The organism is Thiospirochaeta perfilievii (assembly GCF_008329945.1).
GTDB lineage: Bacteria > Spirochaetota > Spirochaetia > DSM-2461 > DSM-2461 > Thiospirochaeta > Thiospirochaeta perfilievii.
Genome location: NZ_CP035807.1, coordinates 1,915,851 through 1,941,380, shown reverse-complemented (window position 1 = coordinate 1,941,380; position 25,530 = coordinate 1,915,851). Strand labels below are relative to the sequence as shown.

Below are 25,530 nucleotides of genomic sequence, written 5' to 3'. Positions count from 1 at the left end.
ATAATAACTTAGAAATTATGAAAAAAAAACTTACTTTATTACTTTTATGCTATTTTTTAATACAAAATTTATTCTCTCAAAATAATTTAATTATTGGAGCTGATGATTCATTTGAAAATTTTACACTTGAAGATACATCCATTGTATTAGGTGAAGAGAACAGGGACTACATTAAACTAAGTGAGAATGAGTATTCTCCAACTTTGGATACAGACTTACTAATTCATTTTAATAATAGGGACTTTACCGACCAGGCAGGAAACTATATTGTTACAGAGCATTACAACAACATTAGTAATATTGAAAAAAAACTAGGTTCTGCTAGTGCGTTTTTTCTAAAAAATAGAGGTATAACTTTTACCTCTAAGGATGAGTCACTATTTAGCCCAGGAAGATTACTTAGTGATTTTTCAATAGAGTTTTGGTTATATCCAACAATAATAAGTGAAGATACAACAGTTTTCTCATGGAAAGGTGTTAATAAGGTAGATGAAGAGTTTATTCAGCAAAAAATAAAATTCTACTTTGAGGATAGAAAAGCTGTTTGGATTTTTGAGAATCTATTTGTTCCAGTAGACTTTCATAAATATAAGTTAAAGTTAAAAAGCATATCTAAAATATTACCTAATCAATGGAATCACTATTTAATAAGGTATAATTATGAAAGTGGATTAATTGAGTTTCTAATAAATGGAATTCCAGAAGATATACAATACTCTACAAAAACTTTTAAAGAAGAAAAGGTCATCTACTCTCCATATATAGGTAGTTTCTCTAAAACAAATTTAAGTATTGGAGAGAGATATAGAGGCTTTATTGATGAGTTACGTATATCAGAATCATATATAAAAAAACCTATACTCTCAAAGTACAAAAATAGTGGAAAATTTTACTCTCCTATATACAAATTAAGTCAGGAGTCAGTTATCTTAAAGAACATATTAATAAATGATAATAAAAGTCCAGAAACCGAGTTAGTATATAGTTTTAGAGTATCAAATGATCCCTTTACAAGTGATAATAAACTTTTAAAGTGGCAGGACATTAAGACTTTTGATGGAGATCTAGAGGGAAAGTATTTACAAATTAAGGGTGAGATGTATAGTAATGGAGATAATAAACTAACACCATCTTTTGAAAGCATAGAGCTATATTGGGATGATATTCCAAAACCCCCAGCCCCTAGTTTAATTACTTCTAAAGTTGGAGAAAAAAGTTTAACAATAACTTGGAACCCTGTAAAACACTATAATATTGATGGTTATTTTATTTATATTGGAAATGAAAAAAATAATTATACAGAAATTATTGATGTAGGGAAAAATACATCTTACACTATAGAAAACTTAATTTCAAAAAAGATATATTACTTTTCATTAAGATCATACTACAAAAATACAAAAAGTGATTATTCTATTGAAAAATTTAACAGACCCAAATAGGTATTAAAGTGATAGACGTATACAACTTAGCATTTGATTATTATAGACTCAATCAATTTACCAAAGCTGAAAAAATAATAGATGAGTTTTTATTAGAAGAGAGTGGAAATGATCAATTATATATTTTACTTGGAAACATTAGATTCCAGCTAAATAAGGTTGAAAGTTCCATAGAGTGCTTTGAAAAGGCAATAGAACTAAACCCCAACTCCCCTGAAATATATAATAACCTTGGTATAATTCATAGAAAGGCAAATAACTTTGGAAAGGCCTCTAGAGCTTTTAATAAAGCCTTATCATTAGCTCCTCAAAGGGCTGATATTCATTTCAATGTAGGAAACTTACTTAAACATGAAAAGGAGTATGATGAGGCTATAGATGAGTATAAAAAAGCTATTGAAATTGATCCTCACTTTCACCAAAGCTATACAAACCTATCAACAACATTAGAGTTAGCCCATAGGTATAACGAGCTAGAGGAAATTTTTTCAGAAGGGCTAAAATTAGATCCAAATAACTACAAGCTTAGATTTAATTATGGTCTATATTTAGAAAAAAACGGATCTTTAGATGAAGCGGAAAAAGAGTTTTCTGAAGTCTTAAAATACCAGCCTAATTGGGTTCCCTGTTTAAATAATCTTGCAATTATTAAAGAACAAAAAGGGTTAAACAATGAAGCACTACAAATGTTTGAGAAGATTCTAAGTCTCGACCCACAAAATATTCAAGCTACAAATAATATAGGTTTTGTATATGCAAAAATTGGAGAGAAAGACGAAGCTAAAAAGTTTTTAAAAAAAACTCTCTCCTTAGATCCAAGCCATTATAAGTCGTCAAAAAACCTATGCAATATATATGACAAAAATGAAGAGTCAATTATTTTAGCTGAAGAGTTAAAAAGACATACTACTCTTTTCCCTTCTGACTATGAATCTGTAGTTGAGTTAGGGGAGGCTTATATAAAAAATGAGGACTACTCCAGTGCAGAGAAGGTTTTAAAAAATATTGAAGAGATAGATAACCCGTCTATTCCTAAAAATTTAGCAATTGTTTATGCTCAACAAGAAAACTTCTCTGAATCAAGAAAGTATCTTGATAAAACATTAGAAATGAATCCTAACGATAGCTCTACACTAAAAAAAGTTGCAAAAATTAACTTATTAAAAGAAAACTATATTCAAGCTGAAAAACTCTATTCCAAATTAGTAAATATTGAACCAGGGAGCATATCCGCAAAGAGAAATCTATCCAAGAGTTTAATAAAATTAGATAAGCTTGAGGAAGCAGAAGAAATAGTAAAGGATATCTTAAAAGATTCTCCAAAGAGTACAGAAGATTTAGAACTACTTTCAGACATATATATGGGAACAGGTAGAGAAGAGGACTCTATAATAATAACAAATGACATAATGGAAATTCAATCTAACAGCAATGACCCACAGAGCCTAGATACCTTATTGCAAACATTACAAACCTATGAAAAGAGAATGAAAAGTCTCAAAATAAATGATAAAATTGCTGAGAATGTTAAAAATTTAGTTTTAATAAATGATCGTTTAAACTCGAATAAGGCAAAATATGACCAGAGAGAAGAAGAGGATTTTACAAATATATTAAACTTCGGAAATATAAACTCAGGAGTTAAGGTCAATGAAGATTTAACAGACATTATAGAAGTCGGAGATGACTTAGATGACTTAGATGACTCTTTACTACTTAGTGAAGAGGAAGATTTTGATGTTGAGATCGAAGAAGAAGATGAGAATCTTAATCAGATAGAAGATGAGGATTGGGAAGATGAAGACCTTGTTGATGAAAATTTCCAAGAGGAAAACCAAGAGAATAGCGAACTTAGAGATATGCATCCTTCCCAAGAGGAAGATGATAACCTTTTAGAATTAGACCAAGTTAAAAATATGTTGGAATATATTAATAACTTGTCAGAATATCTACCAGTTAAACAGACAGACTATATGATAAAAGAAAATGTAAATTTAAAGCTTGGGACAATAATTTCTAAGTTAGATGGTAGATTAGGTTTAAAAAATATTGACTCATCTATACCTGATAAAGATATAAGTGTAGATGACTTGACAGAAACAATGAGTTATATAAAAAATCTTACAAGCTTTATGCCTAAAAATATGACATCTAATGTTTTACTAAATAAAATATCACATATTACAGAAGAGTTATCCCTTAGTTAGAGTGACACAACCCTTAGATAAATTTTTTATTTTATCTTCAAATACTCTCATATTTTCAAGGGGTATAGAGAAATTTACTGTAATGTCTGTATCAAAGTTCTCATTTATTATTTGGCATTTATACTCATCAAAAAGTATTTTAACTTGATTGTATAAGGTGTATGGAATTGTCATAGAAAGTGAGATTTTTTCTATATATACCTCAACAGGTATTCCTTTAACTACTTCTTGAGTAATCTCGGTATACGCTTTAACTAAACCACCTGTACCTAATTTAGTCCCACCAAAGTACCTAACAACTGCTACAAGGAAATTCTCATACCCAGAACCCTTAACAACTTCTAATATTGGCATTCCAGCTGTACCATGGGGTTCTCCATCATCACTCATCCCCATATGGGTTGATTTCTCACCCCAGACAAAACCATAACAGATATGTCTAGCATCCATATACTCTTTTTTTAAATTAGAGAGTTTACTTCGGGCATCATCAACACTCTCAATTGGTACCCCTATTCCGATAAATTTAGATTTCTTAATTTCAATTTGAGTTATATACTCTTCTGTCGGTATTTGAACCATAAATATTCCTAATTATTTGTTTGCTTATAAGTTTATAATAATATAGATTGAATATATGATTAATAGTATAACTTTTTGGTTTATTCTAGGAATTTTATTGTTATTATCTGAGTTTTTAATTCCAGGTTTTACAATATTCTTCTTTGGCTTAGGTGCTATATTAACATCTATTTTACTTGTTATTATCTCTCCCTTAGACAATTTTCTCTGGGTACAGGTTATATTTTTCTTAGGAACATCTATAACTCTATTCATTACTTTAAGACGTAAGTTTAAAAAAACCTTAAAAGGAGAACTCTTTAAGGAAAAAGATGATTATACTGGAAAAGAGTGCCTTGTAATTGAGAGTGTAACAAAAGAGAAACAGGGTAGAATAAAGTTTAACGGAACCACTTGGAGTGCTATTAGTTTAGACAAAACGGTTAAAAAAAATCAAAAGGCTACTATTCTTGGTAAAAAAGATGGTAATCCATTGGTTTTTATTATACAAAAATAATTAATAAAGGAGAAAAAATGTTCTTATCATTTTTATTGGCAATAGTTGTTATTTATATTTTAATAAAAACTTTTGTTATTGTACCCCAAGAAAATGCTTGGGTAATTGAAAATCTAGGTAAATATAAGAAAACTTTAGGTCCTGGATTACACATTGTTATACCTGTAATTCAAAAAGTAGCTTATAAACATACATTAAAAGAGGAGGTTATTGATGTACCTCCCCAAATTTGTATAACAAAGGATAATGTTCAACTAAAAATTGATGGTATTTTATATTTAAAAGTTATGGACCCAAATAAAGCATCCTATGGAATAGATAATTATAGGTTCGCAACAGCACAACTAGCACAGACGACACTAAGAAGTGAAATTGGAAAAATTTCCTTAGATAAAACGTTTAGTGAAAGAGAAGATATTAATGCTGCTGTAGTTAAAAGTGTAGATATAGCTTCTGATCCATGGGGTATTAAAGTTACTCGATATGAAATAAAAGATATTGATCCTCCTATAACTATACAAAATGCTATGGAGCAACAAATGACAGCTGAAAGAGAGAAAAGAGCTGATATTTTAGAGAGTGATGGAATTAAAAAAGCACAAATAAACCAGTCAATGGGAGAGAAGCAAGAGGCTATCAATTACTCTCTTGGAGAGAAACAAAGCAAGGTAAATAGGGCTGTAGGGAAGGCTAAGGCTATAGAGATAGTAGCTCAGGCTCAATCCGAGGGTTTAAAAATAGTTGGTGAAGCTATAAATAAAACCAATGGAAAAACAGCAATGCAAATGCGAATAGTACAACAGTACATTGGTGAACTAGAAACAATTATTTCTAATTCAGAAACTACTGTTCTTCCTTTACCAGAAGCGGAATTAAACTCAATTTTACAAACAATACTTCCAGCAATTAAAGGAGGGAAAAACTAATGTTCTTTATAGAAACAATTATAAATAATTTACCAATTATTTTAGTTATAGTAGCAATTCTTATACTTTTTAAATCAATAAGAGTTGTTCCTGCCCAGTCAGCCTATGTAGTTGAGAGACTAGGAAAATATAACTCTACTTACCTAGCAGGTTTCCATATTCTTATACCATTTATTGATAAAATACAGTATAAACACAGCTTAAAAGAGAAAGCTCTTCCAGTACCTCCACAACCTTGTTTTACTGAAGATAATGTTAAAATCGACATAGACGGTGTTTTATATTTTAAGGTTACGGACCCTGTAAAAGCTAGTTATGGTATTACAAAACGACATTACACTCCTAAATTACAGGATTATGAGTATGCGACTATTCAACTAGCCCAAACAATGATGAGGTCTGTAATTGGTAAAATGGACTTAGATACAACATTTGAAGAGAGAGAGCGAATAAATGCTGAAATAATTCAGAATGTTGATCAGGCAACAACTCCTTGGGGTATATCTGTAACCAGATATGAGATCCAAAATATTGATTTTCCTCAAACTGTACTAAAAACCATGGAAAAACAAGTACAAGCAGATAGAGATAAACGAGCTAGGATTTTAGATTCTGAAGGTGATATGATGTCTAGAATTAGACGATCGGAAGGGGAATTACAGAAACTTATTAACATAAGTGAAGGGCAAAAAGAGAAAATGATAAACGAAGCTGAAGGTAAAGCAGCTGAAATTTTATCCCTCTCTAAAGCTACTGCTATAAGTATAACTAAAATTGCTGATGCAATTTCTAATCCAGGAGGAAAAGATGCTTTAACTCTTCAATTAACTGAAGACTATATAACATCTCTGTCTTCATTAAGTAAAAATAATACAAATATTGTATTACCCCTTGATATGACAAACCCCGAAGTTATTGTAAATAAAATTAAAAAATCATTAACTTAAAAAAGTAGGCTTAGGCCTACTTTTTTTATGATATTTTATATACTATTTAATTTATGAAAATATATTTAATAATAATCCTATTAATACTAACACTTCTAATACATTTGTTCTTTTTTTTAATAAATAGAAGTAAACGATACAATAACTATCTAGAGAGTAAAATATTAAAAAAAAATCTAACTAAAACAGAACTTTTTTCTATTAACTCAATAACTCAAAATAATCACCATTTTACAGTGTTAATCGTTGAAGATGATATGGCAAATAGAAAAATATTAAAGGCTCAACTAACATCAGCTAAGTATAGTGTATTAACAGCAAAGGATGGAGAGAGCGCCTTAAAATTAATCTTTAGTGAAAAAAAGATCGATGTAGTATTACTAGATTTAATCTTACCTGATATTTCAGGTTTTAATGTCTGTAAAAGTATACGTGAAAAATTTAATATTTTTGAAAAGCCTGTAATTATGGTTACATCAAAAAACTATATCAAGGATTTAGTTGAAGGTTTTAGTGTAGGGGCAAATGACTTTGTAACAAAGCCTTATAATATTTACGAATTAATTGCACGAATAAACTCTTCCTTATCTTTAAAACATATCTATGAAGATAATAGCTCTTTAAAAAAATTAACAAGCTAAAATCAGACATTGTAGATATGGCAGCCCACGATTTAAAGTCTCCACTAACACTAATTTCAGGTTACGCTAATAGAATAGTTAAAAATACCCCAGAGGATAGTTTAGAAAGAACCAATGCTGATAAGATAGTAAATTCATCTAATAAGATGTTATCAATAATAAATAAACTTTTAAATAACTCAAAATATGAAAATCAAATTCTAAACTATGAAAAATTAAATATTGTAGATCTAATTAATTGTACTATTAAATTCTATTCAGATATGGCACAAAACAAGAAGCAGAAAATTAATTTCTACTACTACTCTCCAGAGATCTTTATAAATGTTGATAAAGTATCTATATGTACTGTGTTGGACAACTTATTAACGAATGCAATTAAATACTCTCCAACTAATAGTCATATAAATATAAACTTAGAAGATAATGGAGTAAGTGTAAAAATATCAATTAAAGATAGTGGTGATGGTTTTACTGAAAAAGAGATTGAAAATCTATTTACTAAATTCTTTCCATTTAAAAATAAACCAACCCAGGGTGAAAATTCCACTGGATTAGGTTTATATATAATATATGATATGGTTAAAAAAAATAATGGAAAGATTGATTTAAAATCAAAAATAGGAAATGGTAGTGAATTTATCCTTACTTTTCCGAAGGAATAAACTTATATCCTTCACCCCAAATTGTTAAAAGATGTTTAGGCTTTCCAGGATCTAACTCTATGATTCTACGTAATTTTCTTATAAAAACTGTAACAGTATTATCATCAAAAAGGTTATCATCCCAGACTTTTGAATATATATCTCTTTTATTAAAAACTACATCTGGATTTTCCATAAAAAATCTAAGAAGGCTAAAAAGTCTTGGTGATAACTTCTCTTCCCTATCTTCAATTTTAACTATAAAATTTCTCTGATCTAAGGATATATTCCCTAGGTTTAAAAAATCTGATTTTTTACTTTCAGAAATTTCATTGAACATTGAATATTTTTTAATATTAGCCTTGATTCTTGCAATTAACTCATCTTCACTAAATGGTTTCGTAACATAATCATCTGCCCCAAAACCTAGAGTTAAAACTTTTGAGGACACAGATTGTTTTCCTGATAAAACAATTATAGGAAGTAACTTATTAAGCGACTTTAAATCTTGTAAAACATCTTCACCATCAATATCAGGAAGATTTAGATCCAATAAAACTAAATCAATTTCTTGATTCTTTGCTTTGAAAATAGCCTCATTACCGTTTCGAGCTTCAATAGTTTTAAAACCTTCCGTTTTTAAGGAAGTAACAGTAAACTCTCTTAAATCATCATCATCATCAATTACTAAAATTATTTCGTGTGCCATAAAAAAAACTATAATCAAATAATTAGATTTTGCATACAAAAACAGACAAAATATATATTATATATTATGCGATTATATTTATTTCTATTTTTATCACTTTATTTATCCACCTTGTTATTTGGGGAAAATTTAGAATTATGGGCTGAAACTGCAATTTTAATTGATTATAATACTAAACAGATATTATACCAAAAAAATAAGGACTTAGAGATACCACCGGCATCTATGACAAAACTTGTTACTCTATTTATTGTTTATGAAGAGATAGCCAAGGGGAATGCTTTAAAAGATGATTTAGTAACTATCTCATCAAATGCTGACTATAGGAATTTACCTAGAGACTCCTCTTTAATGTTTATAGAGCAGGGTCAGAGGGTTACACTTTTAGAATTAATGAAGGGTTTAGCAATACCCTCAGGAAATGATGCTGCAATTGCTATAGCAGAGCACCTTTTTGGTAGTGTAGATAAATATTTATATCATTTAAATAGTGAGTTTTCGAAACTAGGTTTAGATAAATTGAAATTTGTTGATTCATCAGGGTTTGATGACTTCAACTCTATTACTGTTTCCCAATTTGTAGAGTTTTGTCTAATTCTATTGGAGAGATATCCTGAGATAACAGATGAATTATTTATGCTTGATAACTTTACATATCCTAAAAAAGTTAACGGATATTCAACTATTGGAAGTATAAAACAGTTAAATCATAACCCTTTAGTATCCATTTATCCTGGTGTAAAGGGTTTAAAAACAGGGTTTATTAATAAATCTGGAATGAATATATCTCTTTATGCTGAAAATAACGATAGAAAAATAGTTGGTGTTATTGCAGGTGTAAAGGATCCTAAAAAAGACATAGCAGCAAAGAAACGTTTTTATGATAGTATTACCCTTTTAAATTATGGTTTTCAAAACTATCAAAATATATATTTAGATAAAATAAAACTTCCAAAGATAAAAACTTCTAAGGGTAATTTTATACAACCTATTATTCCATATAAGCGTCTATTCACTTTAAATAATAATAGTAGTTTTAAATATAGATTATTAAATGAAAACCTAGATTCATCCTTTTTAGGTTATGTAGAGATAAAAAATGGACAGCTAAGCTATAATTTTCCCATCTATCAAAAATAAATCTTAGAATCGTTAGACTTTTGTGATAGTCTCGTGCTATACTGAAAAACAATTGCTTATAAAATAACGAATAATTACTGAGGATATCTATGGCTTTAAAGGAAGAATTTCCAAGCGTAAACTATTATGATCAAGATTTTGTTGATATTTATGATAGAACTTGGGCTTGGTCAAATGATTTTGAAAATAAGGGAAATGCAACTAATGGTATAGGTGAATACTTCACGCACCCCGACAAAAATACAATAAATATGTTTGAAACATGTATGTCATCATTTTTTTTGGTATATTCAAATAAAAATTATGATATGGCTGTCTATTTAGACAACTTCTATAAAAAACAAGAAAGTTGTGGAGCTATTAGGTCAGATTATAGCTTAGAAGATGGAAAGCCAGTTTTCACTGATGAAAATCCCGATGGGTTAAACCCACCAATTTTTGCATGGATAGAGTATAATCTTTACCATAAGGTTGGGGCAAAAAAAAGAATAAAAGAGATAATGCCTTATCTTGAAAAGTACTACTCCTGGTTAGATGATAACTTTAGAATGGAAAATGGACTATATTCTGTGCCATTAAGTGCTACAACAATGGATAATTCCCCAAGGAAAGACTCCTATTATCAAATAGATTTTAATAGTCAAATAGCTCTATCATGTCTATATATGTCTGCTCTTGGAGATGTTTTAAATGATAAAGAGATTAGTTTTAGATATAAAAAGAGATATTTCTCACTGAAAACAAGAATATCTACAAAAATGTGGAACGAAGAGGATGGTTTTTATTATGATCTTGATAAAAATGAAAATCAGATAAAAGTAAAAACTATCGCAGCCTATTGGACACTTTTAGCAGAACTTCCAAACGAAGAGAAATTAGAAGTTCTAATTAATCACTTAAATGATCCAAATGAATTTGGAACTGATAATCCATTTCCTACTCTAGCTGTTAGCTCTCAAGACTTTAACGAAAATGGTAATGGGTATTGTGGTTCAGTCTATCCATATTTTACTTTTATGGTAATAAAGGGTTTAGAAAAGTATAATAAGTATGAACTTGCAAGGGAAAGTGCTATAAAACATTTATACTTTATATTAGATACATTTCACCCTGAAAATGGTCAAAAAGGATCCTTATGGGAAGCATATAAACCATTAAAGGAGGGGCCTGCTACTTGGGATGAAAAACCATATCTTCCTCTTTATATTCCTGCAACAGGGATTTCTACAATAGCTTTAATGATAGAGAATATTGTAGGTTTATGCATAAGTCTACCTAGAAAAACTGTAGATTGGATTGTACCAACATTAGAACTTATGGGAATTAGTGATTTATCCTTAAAAAGAAATATGATTACAATATTAACCAATAAAACCAACAGAGGATGGGAAATTAGGTTAGAATCAGAAAAACTTTATTACTTTACATTTGATTTAATTGGAGAAAAGAAAAAAACACTTCCTATTCCATCTGGTAAATGTTCAATGTTAATTGATAAGTTATGAAAATAGTTTATTTAGATTTAGATGGAGTTTGTTCAAACTTTATAAAGTCTTGTATAGTTGCAAATAATTTAGATTATTATGATACCATTTATAGATGGGAAAAGGACTTCAAAGGCGTATTTTCAGCTTTTGAAGTCTTTGGAATTGATAATAGTCTATTTTGGAAAAATATTGAGTCTCAAGGTGAAGAATTTTGGTCTGATATGGAAGTTTATTCATGGTTTTATGAACTATATAATGAACTTTCTAAGGTAGGAAGAGTTATATTCTTAACCAAACCCTCAAATTCTCCCCTATCTCACTCTGGTAAAATAAAGTGGCTACAAAAAAGATTTGATAAAAATTTCAAAGATTATATCTTTACACCACATAAAGAGTTATTAGCTAATAAAAATAGTTATTTAGTTGATGACTGTCCCAACAATATTAAGAAGTTTAATGATGCTGGTGGAAATGGTATTCTTTTCCCCCAGTTCTGGAATAGTAAAATAGATATTGAAGATAAAGTTAGTTATATACTAGATAAGATTTCTAATTAATAGCTTATACGACCTTTAAGTGATCTACTTAGGGTCTGTTTATCTATATACTCCATATCTCCTCCTACAGGCATTCCTGAAGCAATCCTTGAGACTTTTACATCTATGCCCTCTAGTAGCTTAAGAATATAAAGTGCTGTAGTATCTCCTTCCAAAGTTGGGTTTGTAGCTATTATAACCTCTTTAAAACCCTCTTCCTTAATACGATTTACTAATTTATCTAATTTTAACTCTTTTGGACCCACTCCATTTAGTGGAGATAAAACGCCATTTAAAACATGAAAATACCCGCTATATTCCCCTGTAGAATCTATAAAATATACATCCTGAGACTGCTCTACAACACAGATAATTTTATCCCTGTTAAGGCTAGAACATATGTTACAAATATCTCCCTCTGTATATGTTCCACATTGAGAACAATTTTTGACCATAACTTTAATATTTAATAGATCATGGGCTAATTTCTCTGCAATTCTTTTATCACTTTTTAATATAAAATAAGCTAATCTAGTTGCACTTTTTTTACCAATAGAAGGTAGAGATGAGAATGAACTAATTAGATTATCAAGGGATTCCATTATTTTAAACCACCAAAATCGAAGGGTAGATCTAAATTAGCTGCAGAACCAATCTCCTGTTGAATTTTATCCTTAGCATTCGCTTGGGCATTATTTATAGCTGCTATAATTAGGTCCTGTAGCATATCTATATCCCTAGGATCTACAGCTATAGGGTCCAATGTTATTTTTTCAATTACCATCTCCCCATTCATCTCAATTTTTACTAAACCGCCTCCAGATGAACCTGTAGCTTTAATGTTTTTTAATTTCTCTTGAACATCTTTCATCTGAGACTTCATATTACTGATGTTTTTCATTAATTCTGCTGGGTTAAAATCCATTATATCCTCCTAAACTATTGAACCACGAAACATAGTAAGAATTTTATCAATTTGTTCATCGTTTTCGTGTATGTTAATATTAATATCTTTTATTTCTGATTTATTTATGCTTATACTCTTAATTGTGTTATCTATCTCTTTTATATAACTTAAAACTTTACTTTTTTCTTTTTCAACTAGTGCAGCTTCAAAAGGGTTTTTATATGTTAAATATATATTACTATCTACCAATTCCCATCTTTCAGCTTTTTCAAGTGTAGATGCAAGGGTAATACTACTTCCTCTTAACTTTCTGAATACACTTTTTTTAATAGTTTCTATTGATACTTTTTCACCCTTGGAAATATTAAAACTATCTTCACTCTCTACTCTAGGGCTCTCTACTCTAGGACTCTCTACTCTAGGACTCTCTACTCTATCTTGTTTTCCACTTTGACTCTTTTTATGACCAGTTTTGAACTTATTAAAGAACTGTTCTGCTGGATTTGAAGTTTCTATTTGTTGTGGATCAATATTTATAGTTTTTTTTTTTTCTAAATTATCTATTTTTGGTTTCACTTTCTGTTCAGTTGTAAATGATCCTCCAGAAATAGACTCTTTTAAAATTTTTATTTTATCTAATATTTCATCATTAGAGATATAATCAGTCAAAGTTGATAATCTACTTAGAAGTAGTTCTAATTCAAACCTGGGATTGACTGAGTAACGAATATCCTTATAAAGTTTTAAAATTAAATCTACTGCGTGTTCTAATTGAATTACACTGAAGCTATCAACAGATATTTTTGAAAATCGATCACTAGAACAGCCTAATAGAGACTCTTTATTTATTCCATAATTTAAAAATAGTAAATTTCTAAAATACTCTGCTAAATCAACGATAAACTGCTCAACAGCAACACCTGACTTTAGTATATAGTCACACTTGTTTAGTACTTCTGTAGGGTCTTTTTTTGCCATAGATTCAACGAGATCATTCATATTATCTAATCCAACTAGGCCTAATTTTTCTCTAATTTTCTCTAGAGTTATATCATTTTCACTAAAAGAGACAATTTGATCATAAAGAGTATATGCATCCCTTGATGAACCATTTCCCTCTTTTGCAATCCAGAATAGAGCATCATCATTATATTTGATATTCATATCTGTACATGCTTCTACTAACAGTTCCTTTAAAGTCTCTGTAGGTATTAATCTAAAGTTAAATTGTTGACATCTACTTCTTATAGTAGCAGGAACCTTATGAATCTCAGTTGTTGCAAAGATGAATATAATATACTCTGGTGGCTCTTCAATAGTTTTTAATAGGGCATTAAATGCACTATTAGATAACATATGAACTTCATCGATTATATATATTTTATATTTAGAACCGTTAGGAGCAAATAGTACTTCATCTTTAATCTCTCTTATATCATTAACACTAGTATTAGAGGCTCCATCTATCTCTATAACGTCCATAGAGCTACCGGTTGTTATTTCTCGACAGTTATTACATTTACCACACGGTAAGTCTGTAGGACCCTCTTTACAATTAAGAGATTTAGCTAAAATTCGTGCTGAAGATGTTTTACCTACACCTCTAGGCCCTGAAAATAGATATGCATGAGCTATTCTTTTAGATTTGATTGCGCTAGTTAGCGTTGAAACTACAAATTCTTGTCCAGCAAGATCTTGAAATACTTGAGGTCTTCTTCTATTAGCTGTTACTTCATATGCCATATTATTATCCTACTAAAAAAAAACCTCTTTAGCTACACCCAGGCTTACTTTAAACAATAACATTTCACTTACCGTTGCTACCTTCCGGTCCTGGCGGGGTTGGGCGAAACCCATTATTAAAGCTCCTGGATGTAGTTAAAGAGGCTTATACGGACAGGGGGGGATTCGAACCCCCGGTACCTTGCGATACACACACTTTCCAGGCGTGCTCCTTCGACCACTCGGACACCTGTCCCTTTAATACAAACAATAATGTTTATAAAAAAAAACGGAAAGGGGGGGATTCGAACCCCCGGTACCCTCACGGATACAACTCCTTAGCAGGGAGCCCGGTTCAGCCACTCTCGCACCTTTCCATTAAAAAATTAAATATTCGGAGAAGGAGGGATTCGAACCCTCGGTGCTATTACACACAACGGTTTTCAAGACCGTCACCATCGACCACTCGGACACCTCTCCATTAAATTGCACGGTTAATGTACAAGAATTGAAGATTTTTGTCAACATATCTAAAAAAATTGTATCTAAATTTTATTATCAACCATAAAATTATTACATGGGGGCTATTTTTTTATGAAAATAGAGTTACTTGATAAGCTTATAAATGAGACTTCCCAAGGTTTTCTTGGTAATGAAACATTAGTTAAAGATTTTGTTTTTGCATTTGTATCTGGATTACATGTATTAGTTGAAGATATTTCTGGTGTTGGAAAAACAACACTTGTAAAAAGTCTAGCTAAAGCATCTGGCTTGAGTTTAGGAAGAATTCAATTTACACCTGATCTTCTACCTGGTGATATTACAGGTCTATCAATTTGGGATCCTATAAAAAGAGAATTTGTATTAAAAAAAGGATCAATATTTAATGAATTTATACTTGGTGATGAGATAAATAGAGCATCCCCTAGAACTCAGTCAGCTCTTTTGGAAGCTATGGAGGAGAATTCTGTTACAATAGATGGTATAACAACATTATTACCTAACCCATTTATTGTTGTAGCTACTAAAAATCCATCTTACTATATTGGAACATTTGAAATGCCCGAATCTCAATTAGATAGATTTGGAGTAAAATTAACACCAGGTTATCCAAGTAAATTAGTAGAGGAAGATATTCTATATAATTATAGAGTAATAAATCCATTGGATAATGTTAAAACTGTAACAAATAAAAAATCTATAATTGATCTAAAAAATACAGTTAGTTCGGTAAATGTAAACAAAACAGTATTAGAATTCTTAGTTGAAATTGCAGATAGAACAAGAAATAGTAATAATATTAAATATGGTCTAAGTACTAGAGGACTGCAACACTTATTAAGATTTTCTCAATGTGTAGCTTTTTACGATAATAGAGACTATTTAATACCTGAAGATGTAATTTATAGCTCAAAGAAAGTAATACCACACAAGATTAGGTTAAATAATGAATCAATAATTGATAATATAGAAGCTGAAAAAGTTGTAAAACAGTTGGTTAGAGATATTAAGATACCTGTAGGGTTAAAATGAAACTAAAAATAAATATTTTTAATATTATGTTTTATTTTATTTTATGGTTTATACTTTTTTTACTTGGGAACTATATTGGAGGACTTTATAGTTTTTTATATATTTTCTTAACATTATCACTAATTTTTAATTTTTTACACTTTATTATAACTATTAACAATTTATACTACTATCAACAATTCTCAATTGAACACCCAATAAAGGGGCAAAATATAGAGTATACGCTAACAGTTGAAAATAGATTTTTTTTAATTCCTAGTATAGTACAAATAAAATTTAATTCTGCTCTTAATCTTGATGATGTAAATCTAAATCTTAAGGCTCTAAGTAGTTTAAAAATTAAAAATAGTTTTGCACTACCATATAGGGGAATTTACAGAGTTGGAATAAAAAAGATTCTCTGTACTGATCTTTTTAATATATTTACTTATAGTATTAGTTTTTGGCCTAGAACATTTTATGTTTACCCAAAAATAAACAGAGATATAAAACGAATTAAGAGAGGTTTTGGAGAAAATATTAGTCAAAACTTAAGATCAAAAAATAATTCCACAGAGTTCTTAGAAACAGTAGAAGATTATACTATTAACAGCAAAGTGAATTTAATTTCTTGGAAGCATTTTGCAACATATAATGAGCCATATGTGAAGAAATTTAGTAGTGAAGAGAGTTCTTATTCATATATTTTCTTAGATAGAACAATTCTACCAGAAGATAGAAAAGGCCCAGCAGATGATTTATCAATTGAAATATTTTACTCATTAATAAAATTAAATATTGAAAATAATGAGGTTGTAAAAACAAACTATTGGCCTAACTTAAAAATAAAAAAAGAATCTTTTAAAAGTATATATAAGGAGTCAATATATATAAGTTTTGATCAGCAAGAAAATAGTACATTAGTCGATTTTAGAAAACAAAATTATGACTGTATTAGTAATATAACTATAATAACAACTTTAGAGTCTACTTTTTTCTTTGATTTTGAATTTCTAGAAAAATATATAAACATAACAATTTATATTATAACATCAAAATTTAACAGAAAAAAATATAGACTTCTTTCAAAATATATTAATAATTTTGGAGATAAAGCAAATATAATATGTATAGAAAAATAATTCTTCTACTTATATCTATAATTATTCCACAAATTCTAAATTTTTATATTTTAAAACAAAATTATGATAGTTTTTTATTACTATTTTCCATTGTAGTTTTTACTTTATATAATCTTATTCAAAGTAGAAAAGTTATATTTATATTAACCATATTATTTTACCTATTTTTTATTATTAGACTAATTATTATTCCATTTTCTTTTTATATTGCTTGGTTTAATAGTGATACATTTGTAATTCCAAATAGTACCATAACAGATATTTTAAAGTATTTATTAACATATATCTGGGTTTATTATTTAGGTGTATTTACAAAAAAAATAACAATTAACTTTATATTACAACTCTTACTATTAATACTGTTATTTACTTCTTTAATAGTTAAATATAGCTGGATTATACTTTTAATATTTATTTTACTAATAGTTATTTTTAATTTAAATATAGTTATATATAAAGAAAAATATGTAACTATAATAGTATCTACTTTACTTATTTTAATTATAAGCTTTATTTCTTATAAAGGCAGTAAAACTGAAGGTTCCATATTTCTAAATAAGACCTCCTATCAGGTTAGAAAAGTATTAAATAAATACTTTCCAACAATAAACCTATTAACAACTATTCCAGGATTAGATAATTACTTCTCTTCTTATAGTGGAAGACCTCCAATTTTAGGAAAACAACCTCTATTTACTGTAGTAGGAAATCCTGGGGACAGATACTATCTTAGATTTAAAATTGACTCTAATAAAAATAGTAAAATGGATGTAAAACATTCAAAATCAAATAGTGGTAGTATAAAAATAGAAGTTTTATCTGACTTTTTACCTATTATCCCTACTACATTAGATACTACTACTGTTAATGGTAAAATTGTTAATAACCTTAATAATACATTAGAACCTGATAAACCACTTTTAAAAGGTGAAATTATCTATATAAAAAGGGGTACCCCATCTGTAGTTAATGAGATTTATGAAGCAAAAGAGTTTAATAGTAGTAATAAAATAAATGAACTTTCAAATAGTTTAAAAGGTAAAAATGACTTAGAAACTATAAATAATATTAGATATTATCTATTAGAAAATTATAGCTATAGCTTAGAAACTGAAGAGAGTATTAATTATATAGAAAAATTTATTTTAGAGACAAAGAAGGGGTTTTGTATACATTTTACTAGATCTTTTATACTTCTAGCCTCTCTAAATAATATTATATCAAGAGAAGTTTCAGGATATGTTGTTGATATACCAATAAATGATTATAACACTTCATATCAAGTTTATGGAGGGAATAAAGCTATTGTAACTGGAGAGGATGCCCATTTATGGCCTGAAGTATATTTAGAAAACAGATGGATTACATTTGAAGTTACACCATCCGTATTCAAAGAAAAAAATCTTTAACATCTATAACGAATAATAAAACTGATGTAAAACCTATAAAACAAGAGAAGGAAAGAGCTTTTAATTATTTCTATATTATATTTCCTTTACTACTTTTAGTTATATCATTTGTTTTATACATAAAATTATACTTTAAAAGATATTTATATAGGTTAATAAAGCAAGGTATGAAAAAATCTATTACCCATCCTAATATAATTGGATGGGTAAAATGGTGCAATTTATTAAAAATTGATAGTCGGAATAGAAAGCTTATACTGGAAATAGTTTATAATAATAAAAAAATAGATAATTTTGAAAAAAGAGAATTAAATAGACTTATACATTTACTTAGCCAATAACTCAATAATTCTATTTAAATCATCACCGGAAAAATATGTAATTTCTATTTTCCCTTTATCCATATCACCAATTAATTTAACTTTTGTACCAAAAGCATCTATAAATTGTTGTTCTATATTTTGTATATCTGGGTCTATATTATTTTTACTATTTGAAGCTTTAACATCGTTATTTTTTTTATAATCATTAACCAATTTTTCAGTAGCTCGCACAGATATATTACTATCTTTTATTTTGTTAAATATTGATCTCTGTTTATTAATATTTTCTAAAGGTAGTAGAGCTCTGGCGTGACCTGCAGAAATTATACCGTCATCAACTGATTGTTGTATATCTTCTGGTAGGTTTAATAATCTAATAGAATTACTTATAGTTGATCTTTTTTTTCCAACTTTTTGAGCTACATTTTCTTGATTTAAACCCATAGAGTCCATAAGTTTTTTATATGCTTTTGCTTCTTCAATAGGAGTAAGATCCTCTCTTTGTATATTTTCTACAAGGGATATTTCTAATTTCTCTTCCTCTGTGTAGTTTTTAATAATTACTGGAACCTTTTCTAAACCTGCTAATTTTGAAGCTCTATAACGTCTCTCTCCAGCAATAATGATATATCCACCATTTAAATTTTCTTCAACTAATATAGGTTGTATAACACCACAACTTTTAATTGATTCACTTAGTTCTAATATAGCGTCTTCATTAAAGAATTTACGTGGTTGAAAAGGGTTTGCCTGTATTAATGATATATCAATATCCATTACACCATTATCTTTACTTTCAATGTTAACAATTAAAGAGTCTAGACCTGACCCTAGTGCATTTACTTTAGACACGTTTTATTACCTCCTGGGCTAATTTTTTATAGCTAATTGCACCACTTGAATTTGGAGCATAAATATTTATTGTTTTTCCATGGGAAGGAGCTTCCGATAGTTTAATGTTTCTAGGTATTACTGAATGAAATAGAAGTTCAGGGTGTTTAGCGAACACTGTTTTAACTTTAGAAATAACATCGTTACCTAATCTTGTTCGGGAATCATACATAGTAAAAACAATCCCTGCAATTGTTAATGATGGATTTAATGTTTTTTGTATTCTTTTAATTGTTTCAAATAACATTTTAAAAAATCCTTCCAAAGCAAAGAATTCACATTGTAGAGGTACTATAACTTTATCTGCTGCTGCAAAACCATTTAAGGTTATTATACCCAATGAAGGTGGGCAATCAATAAGTATATAATCATAATAGTCTTTAACTTGATCAAGACAATTTTTTAAATAAAACTCTCGCTTATCAACATTTACAAGCTCCACAGATGCTCCTGAAAGATTAATATTGGAAGTTAAGATATATAATTTATCATTAACCGTATCCTGAATAGCATCTTTAATATTAATTTTACCCATGATAACTTCATATATACCTGGTTTTTTTGTATCAGAACCTAGAGAGCTTGACAGGTTTCCTTGAGGATCAAAGTCAACTAAAAGAGTTTTTTTACCTTCTTCAGCTAAATAAGCTCCTATATTTACAGCCGTGGTTGTTTTACCAACTCCACCCTTTTGATTAGCAAAAACTATTACTTTTCCCATATAATTTCCTTGTTATGTTTTATTTGAGTATATATAATATATTTTCATTTGTCATTAAATAGATTATTATATATTAATCATAAGGAGATTTATATGTTAAACGAAAAGGTTGCAAAGGCTATTGAGCAGGTAAGACCTTCTCTGCAAGCTGATGGTGGTGATATTAGACTAGTAGAAGTAAAAGAAGATGGTACTGTTATGGTAGAGTTACAAGGAGCTTGTAATGGGTGTCCAATGTCACAAATTACTCTAAAACAAGGTGTTGAAGCTTTTTTAAAGAAAGAAATTCCAGAAGTAAAAAGTGTAGAATCTATCTAGATGTTTCACGTGGAACATTAGTTAGATAATAATTGACCACAAATTATCAATAAAAAAGGAGAGTTTTAACTCTCCTTTTTTTATATTTTATAGTGTTTCACGTGGAACACTACTCTTCATAATTGTTATTTTCTTCTGATTTATCCATATTTTCTGTATTATCTTCATCTATATCTAATAAATCTTTTTGTTCAGGTTCAGGATCGGTATTAACCGCTTTTGCTAAACCAACTAACTCATCATATTTATCAATATTAAGAATTTTTACACCAAAAGCATTTTTACCTAGAAGACTAACTAAACTAGTTCGTACTTTTAGAGTTTTTCCCTGTTGTGTAATACAAACTATATGATCTTCTTCAGTTACAGCCATTGATCCAATAAGTTTTCCAGTTTTTTCATTAACTTTATATATTATTTGACCCTGTGTAGCTCTATTATGATAAGAAAGATTACCCATTAATGTTCTCTTTCCATATCCTTTTTCAGATAAAAGTAACATTTGCTCATGTTCTGACCCTACACAAACACCAACAAGTTTATCATCCGATGATAGTTTAATACCTCTTACTCCATGAGTATCTCTACCCATAACTCTTACAGCATCTTCAGGGAATCTTAAACCTTTACCTTTTTGAGAGATAAGAACTATATCTTGATTACCATCTGTAAGTTTTGCAGATATTAATTTTTCACCATCATCTAACTTAATAGCCTTTATACCACGGGTTTTAGCATTTCTAAAGTTATATGTAGTAACTCTTTTTACAGTAGCATGATTTGTTGCCATAAATAAGAATGTATCTTCATTAAAATCATTAAGAGAAACTATTGTAGTAATTTCCTCTTCTTCTTCAAATTCGAAAATAGTTTTTAAATGACTTCCTCTTGCTTGTCTTGAGGCCTCTGGTATTTCGTGAACTTTTAACCAGTAAGCCTTTCCTTCTGAAGTAACAAACATAATTATATCATGTGTATTAGCAATAAAAATATGCTCAACAAAATCACCATCTTTTAACTTAGTAGAGTTTGAACCTTTACCTCCACGCCCTTGTTCCTTATATTCAGATAGGGAAACACGTTTAATAAATCCTTTATTTGAAATAAGAACAACCATATCTTCTTGTTCAATTAAATCTTCTATAGTTATACCACTTACTTCTTGAGGATTAATTTCGGTTATTCTATCGTTACTATACTTCTCTTTTATTTCTAAAGTTTCTTCTTTAATAACTGTTAAGATTCTCTCTGGAAAATCCAATAAACCTTGAAGATAATTTATTAATTCCATTATCTCTTTTAATTCATCTAGAATTTTTTGAGTTTCTAAACTAGTTATCTTTTGAAGTCTCATATCTAAAATAGCTTGTGCTTGAATTTCACTTAATTCAAATCTAGTCATTAAGGCTACTCTTGCATTAACAACACTAGTTGAAGCTTTTATTATTGCTACAACTTCATCTACATTTTCTAAAGCAATTTGTAAACCTTCTAATATATGAGCTCTATCTTTTGCTTTTCTAAGATCAAATATAGTTCGTCTTGTAATTACATCCTGTCTATGCTCTATAAAAATCTGTATTAGATCCTTAAGATTACACATTTTTGGAAGCCCATTATGTATAGCTAAATTATTTACATTAAAGTTTTGTTGTAGAGAAGTATGGGCATATAACTGATTAAGAACTACTTTAGGAGAGAATCCTTTTTTTATAACTATAACAATTCTCATTCCATTTCTATCTGATTCATCTCTTAAATCAGAAATACCATCAATTTTTTTATCCCTTACTAATTCTGCAATTTTAATTACTAAGTTAGCTTTATTTATCATATATGGTATTTCAGTTACTATAATAGCTTCTCTATCACCACGTAACTCTTCTAGTTCAGTTTTTGATCTAACAGTTATTTTACCTCTTCCTGTAGTAGCGGCATCTATATAACCTTTTTTACCAAATATAATTCCACCTGTAGGAAAGTCTGGTCCTTTTACATACTCTGTTAATTCTAAAGCAGTTATTTCTGGATTATCAATAGCAGCATTTATAGCATCACAACACTCTCCTAAATTATGGGGAGCCATATTAGTAGCCATTCCAACTGCTATACCACTAGAACCATTTACTAATAGAAATGGAAAAGCTGTAGGTAAAACTTCTGGTTCAACCATTGAATCATCATAGTTATTATTAAAATTTACAGTCTCTTTTTTAATATCTCTTAATATTGCTTCAGACACTTTAGCTAATCTAGCCTCAGTATATCTCATTGCTGCTGGTGGATCTCCATCTACAGATCCAAAGTTTCCATGTCCTTGAACTACTGGTATTCTTAAAGAAAAGTCTTGAGCTAAACGAACTAAAGCATCATATATTGATGCATCTCCATGGGGATGGAACTTACCTAGTACATCACCTACTATACGAGCACACTTTTTATATGGAGTATTATTTCTTAGACCCATCTCATTCATTGAGTATAAAATACGTCTATGTACTGGTTTTAATCCATCTCTTGCATCTGGTAAAGCTCTACTTACTATTACAGACATGGCATAAGTTAAGTATGACTCTTTGACCTCATCTTCAATAGCTATTGGAATTACTCTTCCGGTATTTTCTGACACTACAACTCCTTTACCTAAATATCTAGATTTGCAACAGAAAGTGCATTATCTTCTATAAATTTTCTTCTTGGTGGAACTTCTTCACCCATTAAAGTTACAAAAATTTCATCTGCCGCTATAGCATCTTCCATTTTAATTCTTTTAATATTTCTTCTAGAAGGGTCCATTGTTGTTTCCCAAAGTTGATCTGGATTCATCTCACCTAGACCTTTATAACGTTGAATATTAAGCTTATCTTCATCTATACCACAATTTTTAAGATATATATCCTTCTCTTTATCATCATAAACATACTCAATATGCTTACCGTGTTGAATTTTATAAAGAGGTGGCATTGCTAAATAAATAAACCCTTTTTCTAAAAGTGGTGTCATATATCTAAAAAAGAATGTTAATAATAAAGTTCTAATATGTGATCCATCAACATCTGCATCGGCCATAATAATAATTTTATGATATCTTAGTTTTTCAACATCAAAACTAGTACCAACATTTGCACCTAAAGCCTGTATAATTGGTGTAAGTTTTTCATTACCTAAAACTTTATCAATTCTAGTTTTTTCAACATTTAGCATTTTTCCCCAAAGAGGTAATATAGCTTGGAACTCCCGATCTCTACCCATTTTAGCAGAACCACCGGCAGAGTCTCCCTCCACTATATAAACTTCACATTTAGAAGGATCTCTATTTGCACAGTCAGCTAATTTTCCTGGTAGACCACCAGTTTCAAAAACATCTTTTCTTCTAGTTAACTCTCTAGCTCTTTTAGCTGCAGCCCTAGCCTTCGCTGCTAAAATACTTTTTTCAATTATTCTATCTACAACTTCTGGAAACTCTTCAAAATAAGTGGTTAATCTTTCAAAAACTATGGAATCAACTATTCCACGCACTTCAGCATTTCCTAATTTATCCTTAGTCTGTCCAACAAATTGAGGATTAGGAATTTTAATAGAAATTACTGCAGTTAACCCCTCTCTTGTATCATCACCAGATAAACTAGAATCAACCTTCTTATTTAATTTTGATTTTTTTAAAAAATCATTTAAAGTTCTAGTTAATGCTGATTTAAAACCAGATAAATGGGTTCCTCCATCCCTAGTATTTATATTGTTAACAAAAGTATAAATGTTTTCTGAATAACCATCATTATACTGCATTGCTAATTGTAAGATTACTTGATCTTTTTCAAACTCAACATAAACCGGTTCTGGATTTATAACTGTTTTAGATTTATTTAAATACTCTACAAAGGATTTTACTCCACCTTCAAAATAAAATTTTGATTCTCTAGGTACTTCTAACCTTGTATCTACTAATTCAATATTTATACCTTTATTTAGAAAAGCTTGTTCTCTTAATCTATTGGCTAAAATATCAAAACTATATTCTAAATCTGTGAATATAGTATCATCTGGTTTAAAAGTGGTTACAGTTCCTCTAAAAGATGTTTCACCAACAATCTCTATAGGTCCCTTTGTTATACCTTTATTAAAAGTTTGAGTGTATTTTTTCCCATCTTTATGAACATCGACAGTACAATAAGTAGATAGAGCATTTACAACTGAGGCACCAACCCCATGTAAACCACCGGAAACTTTGTATGTACTATTATCAAATTTACCACCTGCGTGTAACTTTGTCATAATAACTTCAAGAGCACTCATACCCTCTGCTTCATGGTAATCAACAGGTATACCACGTCCGTCATCAGTAACTCTAATAATATTATCTTCTAAGATCTCTACTTTAATTGTATCACAGTAACCAGCTAATGCTTCGTCAATACTATTATCTACAATTTCATAAACTAGATGGTGGAGTCCTGTAGCATCAGTAGATCCTATATACATACCTGGTCTTTTACGTACAGCTTCTAGACCCTTCAAAATTTGAATATTTTGAGCGTCGTAATTATCATTTTGCATGTTTTCTACCTAATATTTGATTGGATTCAAATATTATAGCCCCAGATATCAAAAAAGTAAATAGAAACACTTTTTTAGAAAAAATAATCAAAGAAAACTTACATATTATTTGATCCTGTTAATAAATTGTGTATAATACATTCTTATCAAAGAGAAAAACATATATAAACAACTATACTCATAGAATATATAAATGCATGTATAGTAAACAGTTAAATAAGTTATTAAGATTTATATATAAATAAATTTTATATGTGGATAATTTATTAACAAG

23 protein-coding genes, 3 tRNA genes and 1 other RNA gene are annotated in these 25,530 nt (G+C 29.2%); 14 read left to right on the top strand and 13 right to left on the bottom strand.

The genetic code is table 11. The features are described from left to right. Positions 1–17 precede the first annotated feature (17 nt). Together EW093_RS08850 and EW093_RS08845 are read left to right on the top strand one after the other, a co-directional pair. A complete protein-coding gene (locus EW093_RS08850) occupies positions 18–1,442 on the top strand; it encodes a fibronectin type III domain-containing protein (RefSeq protein WP_149568046.1) in 1,425 nt (474 codons plus the stop codon). An 8-nt stretch (positions 1,443–1,450) separates the two neighbouring features. Further along, entirely contained in the window at positions 1,451–3,649 is a 2,199-nt protein-coding gene (locus EW093_RS08845; protein WP_149568045.1) for a tetratricopeptide repeat protein, read from the top strand. Here EW093_RS08845 and EW093_RS08840 read toward each other — a convergent pair. Continuing rightward, positions 3,635–4,231: a YigZ family protein gene (locus tag EW093_RS08840; RefSeq protein WP_149568044.1), complete on the bottom strand. Its 597-nt coding sequence runs from the start codon at positions 4,229–4,231 to the stop codon at positions 3,635–3,637. The genes EW093_RS08845 and EW093_RS08840 overlap by 15 nt on opposite strands. A gap of 55 nt (positions 4,232–4,286) precedes the next feature. Between EW093_RS08840 and EW093_RS08835 the strand changes: the two genes are divergently transcribed. Genes EW093_RS08835 through EW093_RS08815 form a run of 5 tightly spaced genes read left to right on the top strand, consistent with a single transcriptional unit; the run spans position 4,287 to position 7,906 of the window. Then, positions 4,287–4,727, top strand: a complete 441-nt coding sequence (locus tag EW093_RS08835; RefSeq protein ID WP_149568043.1) for an NfeD family protein — start codon at positions 4,287–4,289, stop codon at positions 4,725–4,727. 17 nt (positions 4,728–4,744) lie between these two features. Then, entirely contained in the window at positions 4,745–5,653 is a 909-nt protein-coding gene (locus EW093_RS08830) for an SPFH domain-containing protein (RefSeq protein ID WP_149568042.1), read from the top strand. Then, positions 5,653–6,600 (top strand): SPFH domain-containing protein, encoded by a 948-nt coding sequence (locus EW093_RS08825; protein ID WP_149568041.1) that lies wholly within the window; start codon positions 5,653–5,655, stop codon positions 6,598–6,600. Before EW093_RS08830 ends, EW093_RS08825 begins: the two co-directional genes overlap by 1 nt. A 53-nt stretch (positions 6,601–6,653) precedes the next feature. Then, positions 6,654–7,241, top strand: a complete 588-nt coding sequence (locus EW093_RS08820; protein ID WP_149568040.1) for a response regulator transcription factor — start codon at positions 6,654–6,656, stop codon at positions 7,239–7,241. After that, the gene (locus tag EW093_RS08815) at positions 7,229–7,906 is read left to right on the top strand and encodes a sensor histidine kinase (protein WP_342781934.1); all 678 of its coding nucleotides are present in this window, start codon (positions 7,229–7,231) and stop codon (positions 7,904–7,906) included. Before EW093_RS08820 ends, EW093_RS08815 begins: the two co-directional genes overlap by 13 nt. Here EW093_RS08815 and EW093_RS08810 read toward each other — a convergent pair. Next, complete coding sequence (locus tag EW093_RS08810; protein WP_149568038.1) at positions 7,887–8,594, bottom strand: response regulator transcription factor; 708 nt, start codon at positions 8,592–8,594, stop codon at positions 7,887–7,889. The genes EW093_RS08815 and EW093_RS08810 overlap by 20 nt on opposite strands. Positions 8,595–8,660: 66 nt before the next feature. Between EW093_RS08810 and EW093_RS08805 the strand changes: the two genes are divergently transcribed. From EW093_RS08805 to EW093_RS08795, 3 genes are all read left to right on the top strand, one after another. Then, the gene (locus EW093_RS08805; RefSeq protein ID WP_149568037.1) at positions 8,661–9,734 is read left to right on the top strand and encodes a D-alanyl-D-alanine carboxypeptidase family protein; all 1,074 of its coding nucleotides are present in this window, start codon (positions 8,661–8,663) and stop codon (positions 9,732–9,734) included. A gap of 89 nt (positions 9,735–9,823) precedes the next feature. Then, a complete protein-coding gene (locus EW093_RS08800) occupies positions 9,824–11,239 on the top strand; it encodes an MGH1-like glycoside hydrolase domain-containing protein (RefSeq protein WP_149568036.1) in 1,416 nt (471 codons plus the stop codon). Further along, complete coding sequence (locus EW093_RS08795; RefSeq protein ID WP_149568035.1) at positions 11,236–11,778, top strand: 5' nucleotidase, NT5C type; 543 nt, start codon at positions 11,236–11,238, stop codon at positions 11,776–11,778. The genes EW093_RS08800 and EW093_RS08795 overlap by 4 nt, the downstream gene beginning before the upstream one ends. Here the strand turns inward: EW093_RS08795 and recR are convergent. From recR to EW093_RS08760, 7 genes are all read right to left on the bottom strand, one after another. Next, a complete protein-coding gene (gene recR / locus EW093_RS08790; RefSeq protein ID WP_149568034.1) occupies positions 11,775–12,359 on the bottom strand; it encodes a recombination mediator RecR in 585 nt (194 codons plus the stop codon). The genes EW093_RS08795 and recR overlap by 4 nt on opposite strands. Next, the gene (locus tag EW093_RS08785; protein WP_149568033.1) at positions 12,359–12,682 is read right to left on the bottom strand and encodes a YbaB/EbfC family nucleoid-associated protein; all 324 of its coding nucleotides are present in this window, start codon (positions 12,680–12,682) and stop codon (positions 12,359–12,361) included. Before EW093_RS08785 ends, recR begins: the two co-directional genes overlap by 1 nt. A 9-nt stretch (positions 12,683–12,691) precedes the next feature. Then, the gene (gene dnaX / locus EW093_RS08780; RefSeq protein ID WP_149568032.1) at positions 12,692–14,407 is read right to left on the bottom strand and encodes a DNA polymerase III subunit gamma/tau; all 1,716 of its coding nucleotides are present in this window, start codon (positions 14,405–14,407) and stop codon (positions 12,692–12,694) included. A 34-nt stretch (positions 14,408–14,441) separates the two neighbouring features. Continuing rightward, positions 14,442–14,537: signal recognition particle sRNA small type (gene ffs / locus EW093_RS08775), an RNA gene on the bottom strand. Between the two features lie 20 nt (positions 14,538–14,557). Beyond that, positions 14,558–14,642 (bottom strand) — tRNA-Ser (locus EW093_RS08770). 34 nt (positions 14,643–14,676) lie between these two features. Then, positions 14,677–14,763: transfer RNA gene (locus tag EW093_RS08765), tRNA-Ser, on the bottom strand. Positions 14,764–14,781: 18 nt separating this feature from the next. After that, positions 14,782–14,866 (bottom strand) — tRNA-Ser (locus EW093_RS08760). A gap of 114 nt (positions 14,867–14,980) precedes the next feature. Between EW093_RS08760 and EW093_RS08755 the strand changes: the two genes are divergently transcribed. From EW093_RS08755 to EW093_RS08745, 3 genes are read left to right on the top strand one after another with little or no spacing between them, the layout of a single operon-like run. Further along, positions 14,981–15,919: an AAA family ATPase gene (locus EW093_RS08755; protein ID WP_149568031.1), complete on the top strand. Its 939-nt coding sequence runs from the start codon at positions 14,981–14,983 to the stop codon at positions 15,917–15,919. Then, entirely contained in the window at positions 15,916–17,040 is a 1,125-nt protein-coding gene (locus tag EW093_RS08750) for a DUF58 domain-containing protein (RefSeq protein ID WP_149568030.1), read from the top strand. The genes EW093_RS08755 and EW093_RS08750 overlap by 4 nt, the downstream gene beginning before the upstream one ends. Next, the gene (locus EW093_RS08745) at positions 17,025–18,449 is read left to right on the top strand and encodes a transglutaminase-like domain-containing protein (RefSeq protein WP_149568029.1); all 1,425 of its coding nucleotides are present in this window, start codon (positions 17,025–17,027) and stop codon (positions 18,447–18,449) included. The genes EW093_RS08750 and EW093_RS08745 overlap by 16 nt, the downstream gene beginning before the upstream one ends. Before the next feature lie 326 nt (positions 18,450–18,775). Here EW093_RS08745 and EW093_RS08740 read toward each other — a convergent pair whose 3' ends face one another. Further along, positions 18,776–19,624 (bottom strand): ParB/RepB/Spo0J family partition protein, encoded by an 849-nt coding sequence (locus tag EW093_RS08740; RefSeq protein WP_149568028.1) that lies wholly within the window; start codon positions 19,622–19,624, stop codon positions 18,776–18,778. Next, positions 19,617–20,384 carry a ParA family protein gene (locus EW093_RS08735; protein WP_149568027.1) on the bottom strand — a complete coding sequence of 256 codons (768 nt, stop codon included), beginning with the start codon at positions 20,382–20,384 and terminating at the stop codon, positions 19,617–19,619. The genes EW093_RS08740 and EW093_RS08735 overlap by 8 nt, the downstream gene beginning before the upstream one ends. A 93-nt stretch (positions 20,385–20,477) precedes the next feature. On the opposite strand from EW093_RS08735, the gene EW093_RS08730 reads away from it, so the two are divergent. Continuing rightward, a complete protein-coding gene (locus tag EW093_RS08730) occupies positions 20,478–20,702 on the top strand; it encodes a NifU family protein (RefSeq protein ID WP_149568026.1) in 225 nt (74 codons plus the stop codon). A 109-nt stretch (positions 20,703–20,811) separates the two neighbouring features. Here EW093_RS08730 and gyrA read toward each other — a convergent pair whose 3' ends face one another. Both gyrA and gyrB read right to left on the bottom strand, forming a co-directional pair. Then, a complete protein-coding gene (gyrA, locus tag EW093_RS08725; protein ID WP_149568025.1) occupies positions 20,812–23,331 on the bottom strand; it encodes a DNA topoisomerase (ATP-hydrolyzing) subunit A in 2,520 nt (839 codons plus the stop codon). A 14-nt stretch (positions 23,332–23,345) separates the two neighbouring features. After that, positions 23,346–25,256 carry a DNA topoisomerase (ATP-hydrolyzing) subunit B gene (gene gyrB, locus EW093_RS08720; RefSeq protein ID WP_149568024.1) on the bottom strand — a complete coding sequence of 637 codons (1,911 nt, stop codon included), beginning with the start codon at positions 25,254–25,256 and terminating at the stop codon, positions 23,346–23,348. Positions 25,257–25,530: the final 274 nt, after the last annotated feature.

Excerpts from the sequence above, each read along its gene's own strand:
- EW093_RS08850 (WP_149568046.1), top strand. The coding sequence starts at position 18 with ATGAAAAAAAAACTTACTTTATTACTTTTATGCTATTTTTTAATACAA.
- EW093_RS08840 (WP_149568044.1), bottom strand. The coding sequence starts at position 4,231 with ATGGTTCAAATACCGACAGAAGAGTATATAACTCAAATTGAAATTAAG.
- EW093_RS08835 (WP_149568043.1), top strand. The coding sequence starts at position 4,287 with ATGATTAATAGTATAACTTTTTGGTTTATTCTAGGAATTTTATTGTTA.
- EW093_RS08830 (WP_149568042.1), top strand. The coding sequence starts at position 4,745 with ATGTTCTTATCATTTTTATTGGCAATAGTTGTTATTTATATTTTAATA.
- EW093_RS08825 (WP_149568041.1), top strand. The coding sequence starts at position 5,653 with ATGTTCTTTATAGAAACAATTATAAATAATTTACCAATTATTTTAGTT.
- EW093_RS08820 (WP_149568040.1), top strand. The coding sequence starts at position 6,654 with ATGAAAATATATTTAATAATAATCCTATTAATACTAACACTTCTAATA.
- EW093_RS08810 (WP_149568038.1), bottom strand. The coding sequence starts at position 8,594 with ATGGCACACGAAATAATTTTAGTAATTGATGATGATGATGATTTAAGA.
- EW093_RS08805 (WP_149568037.1), top strand. The coding sequence starts at position 8,661 with ATGCGATTATATTTATTTCTATTTTTATCACTTTATTTATCCACCTTG.
- EW093_RS08800 (WP_149568036.1), top strand. The coding sequence starts at position 9,824 with ATGGCTTTAAAGGAAGAATTTCCAAGCGTAAACTATTATGATCAAGAT.
- EW093_RS08795 (WP_149568035.1), top strand. The coding sequence starts at position 11,236 with ATGAAAATAGTTTATTTAGATTTAGATGGAGTTTGTTCAAACTTTATA.
- recR (WP_149568034.1), bottom strand. The coding sequence starts at position 12,359 with ATGGAATCCCTTGATAATCTAATTAGTTCATTCTCATCTCTACCTTCT.
- EW093_RS08785 (WP_149568033.1), bottom strand. The coding sequence starts at position 12,682 with ATGGATTTTAACCCAGCAGAATTAATGAAAAACATCAGTAATATGAAG.
- dnaX (WP_149568032.1), bottom strand. The coding sequence starts at position 14,407 with ATGGCATATGAAGTAACAGCTAATAGAAGAAGACCTCAAGTATTTCAA.
- EW093_RS08755 (WP_149568031.1), top strand. The coding sequence starts at position 14,981 with ATGAAAATAGAGTTACTTGATAAGCTTATAAATGAGACTTCCCAAGGT.
- EW093_RS08750 (WP_149568030.1), top strand. The coding sequence starts at position 15,916 with ATGAAACTAAAAATAAATATTTTTAATATTATGTTTTATTTTATTTTA.
- EW093_RS08745 (WP_149568029.1), top strand. The coding sequence starts at position 17,025 with ATGTATAGAAAAATAATTCTTCTACTTATATCTATAATTATTCCACAA.
- EW093_RS08735 (WP_149568027.1), bottom strand. The coding sequence starts at position 20,384 with ATGGGAAAAGTAATAGTTTTTGCTAATCAAAAGGGTGGAGTTGGTAAA.
- EW093_RS08730 (WP_149568026.1), top strand. The coding sequence starts at position 20,478 with ATGTTAAACGAAAAGGTTGCAAAGGCTATTGAGCAGGTAAGACCTTCT.
- gyrB (WP_149568024.1), bottom strand. The coding sequence starts at position 25,256 with ATGCAAAATGATAATTACGACGCTCAAAATATTCAAATTTTGAAGGGT.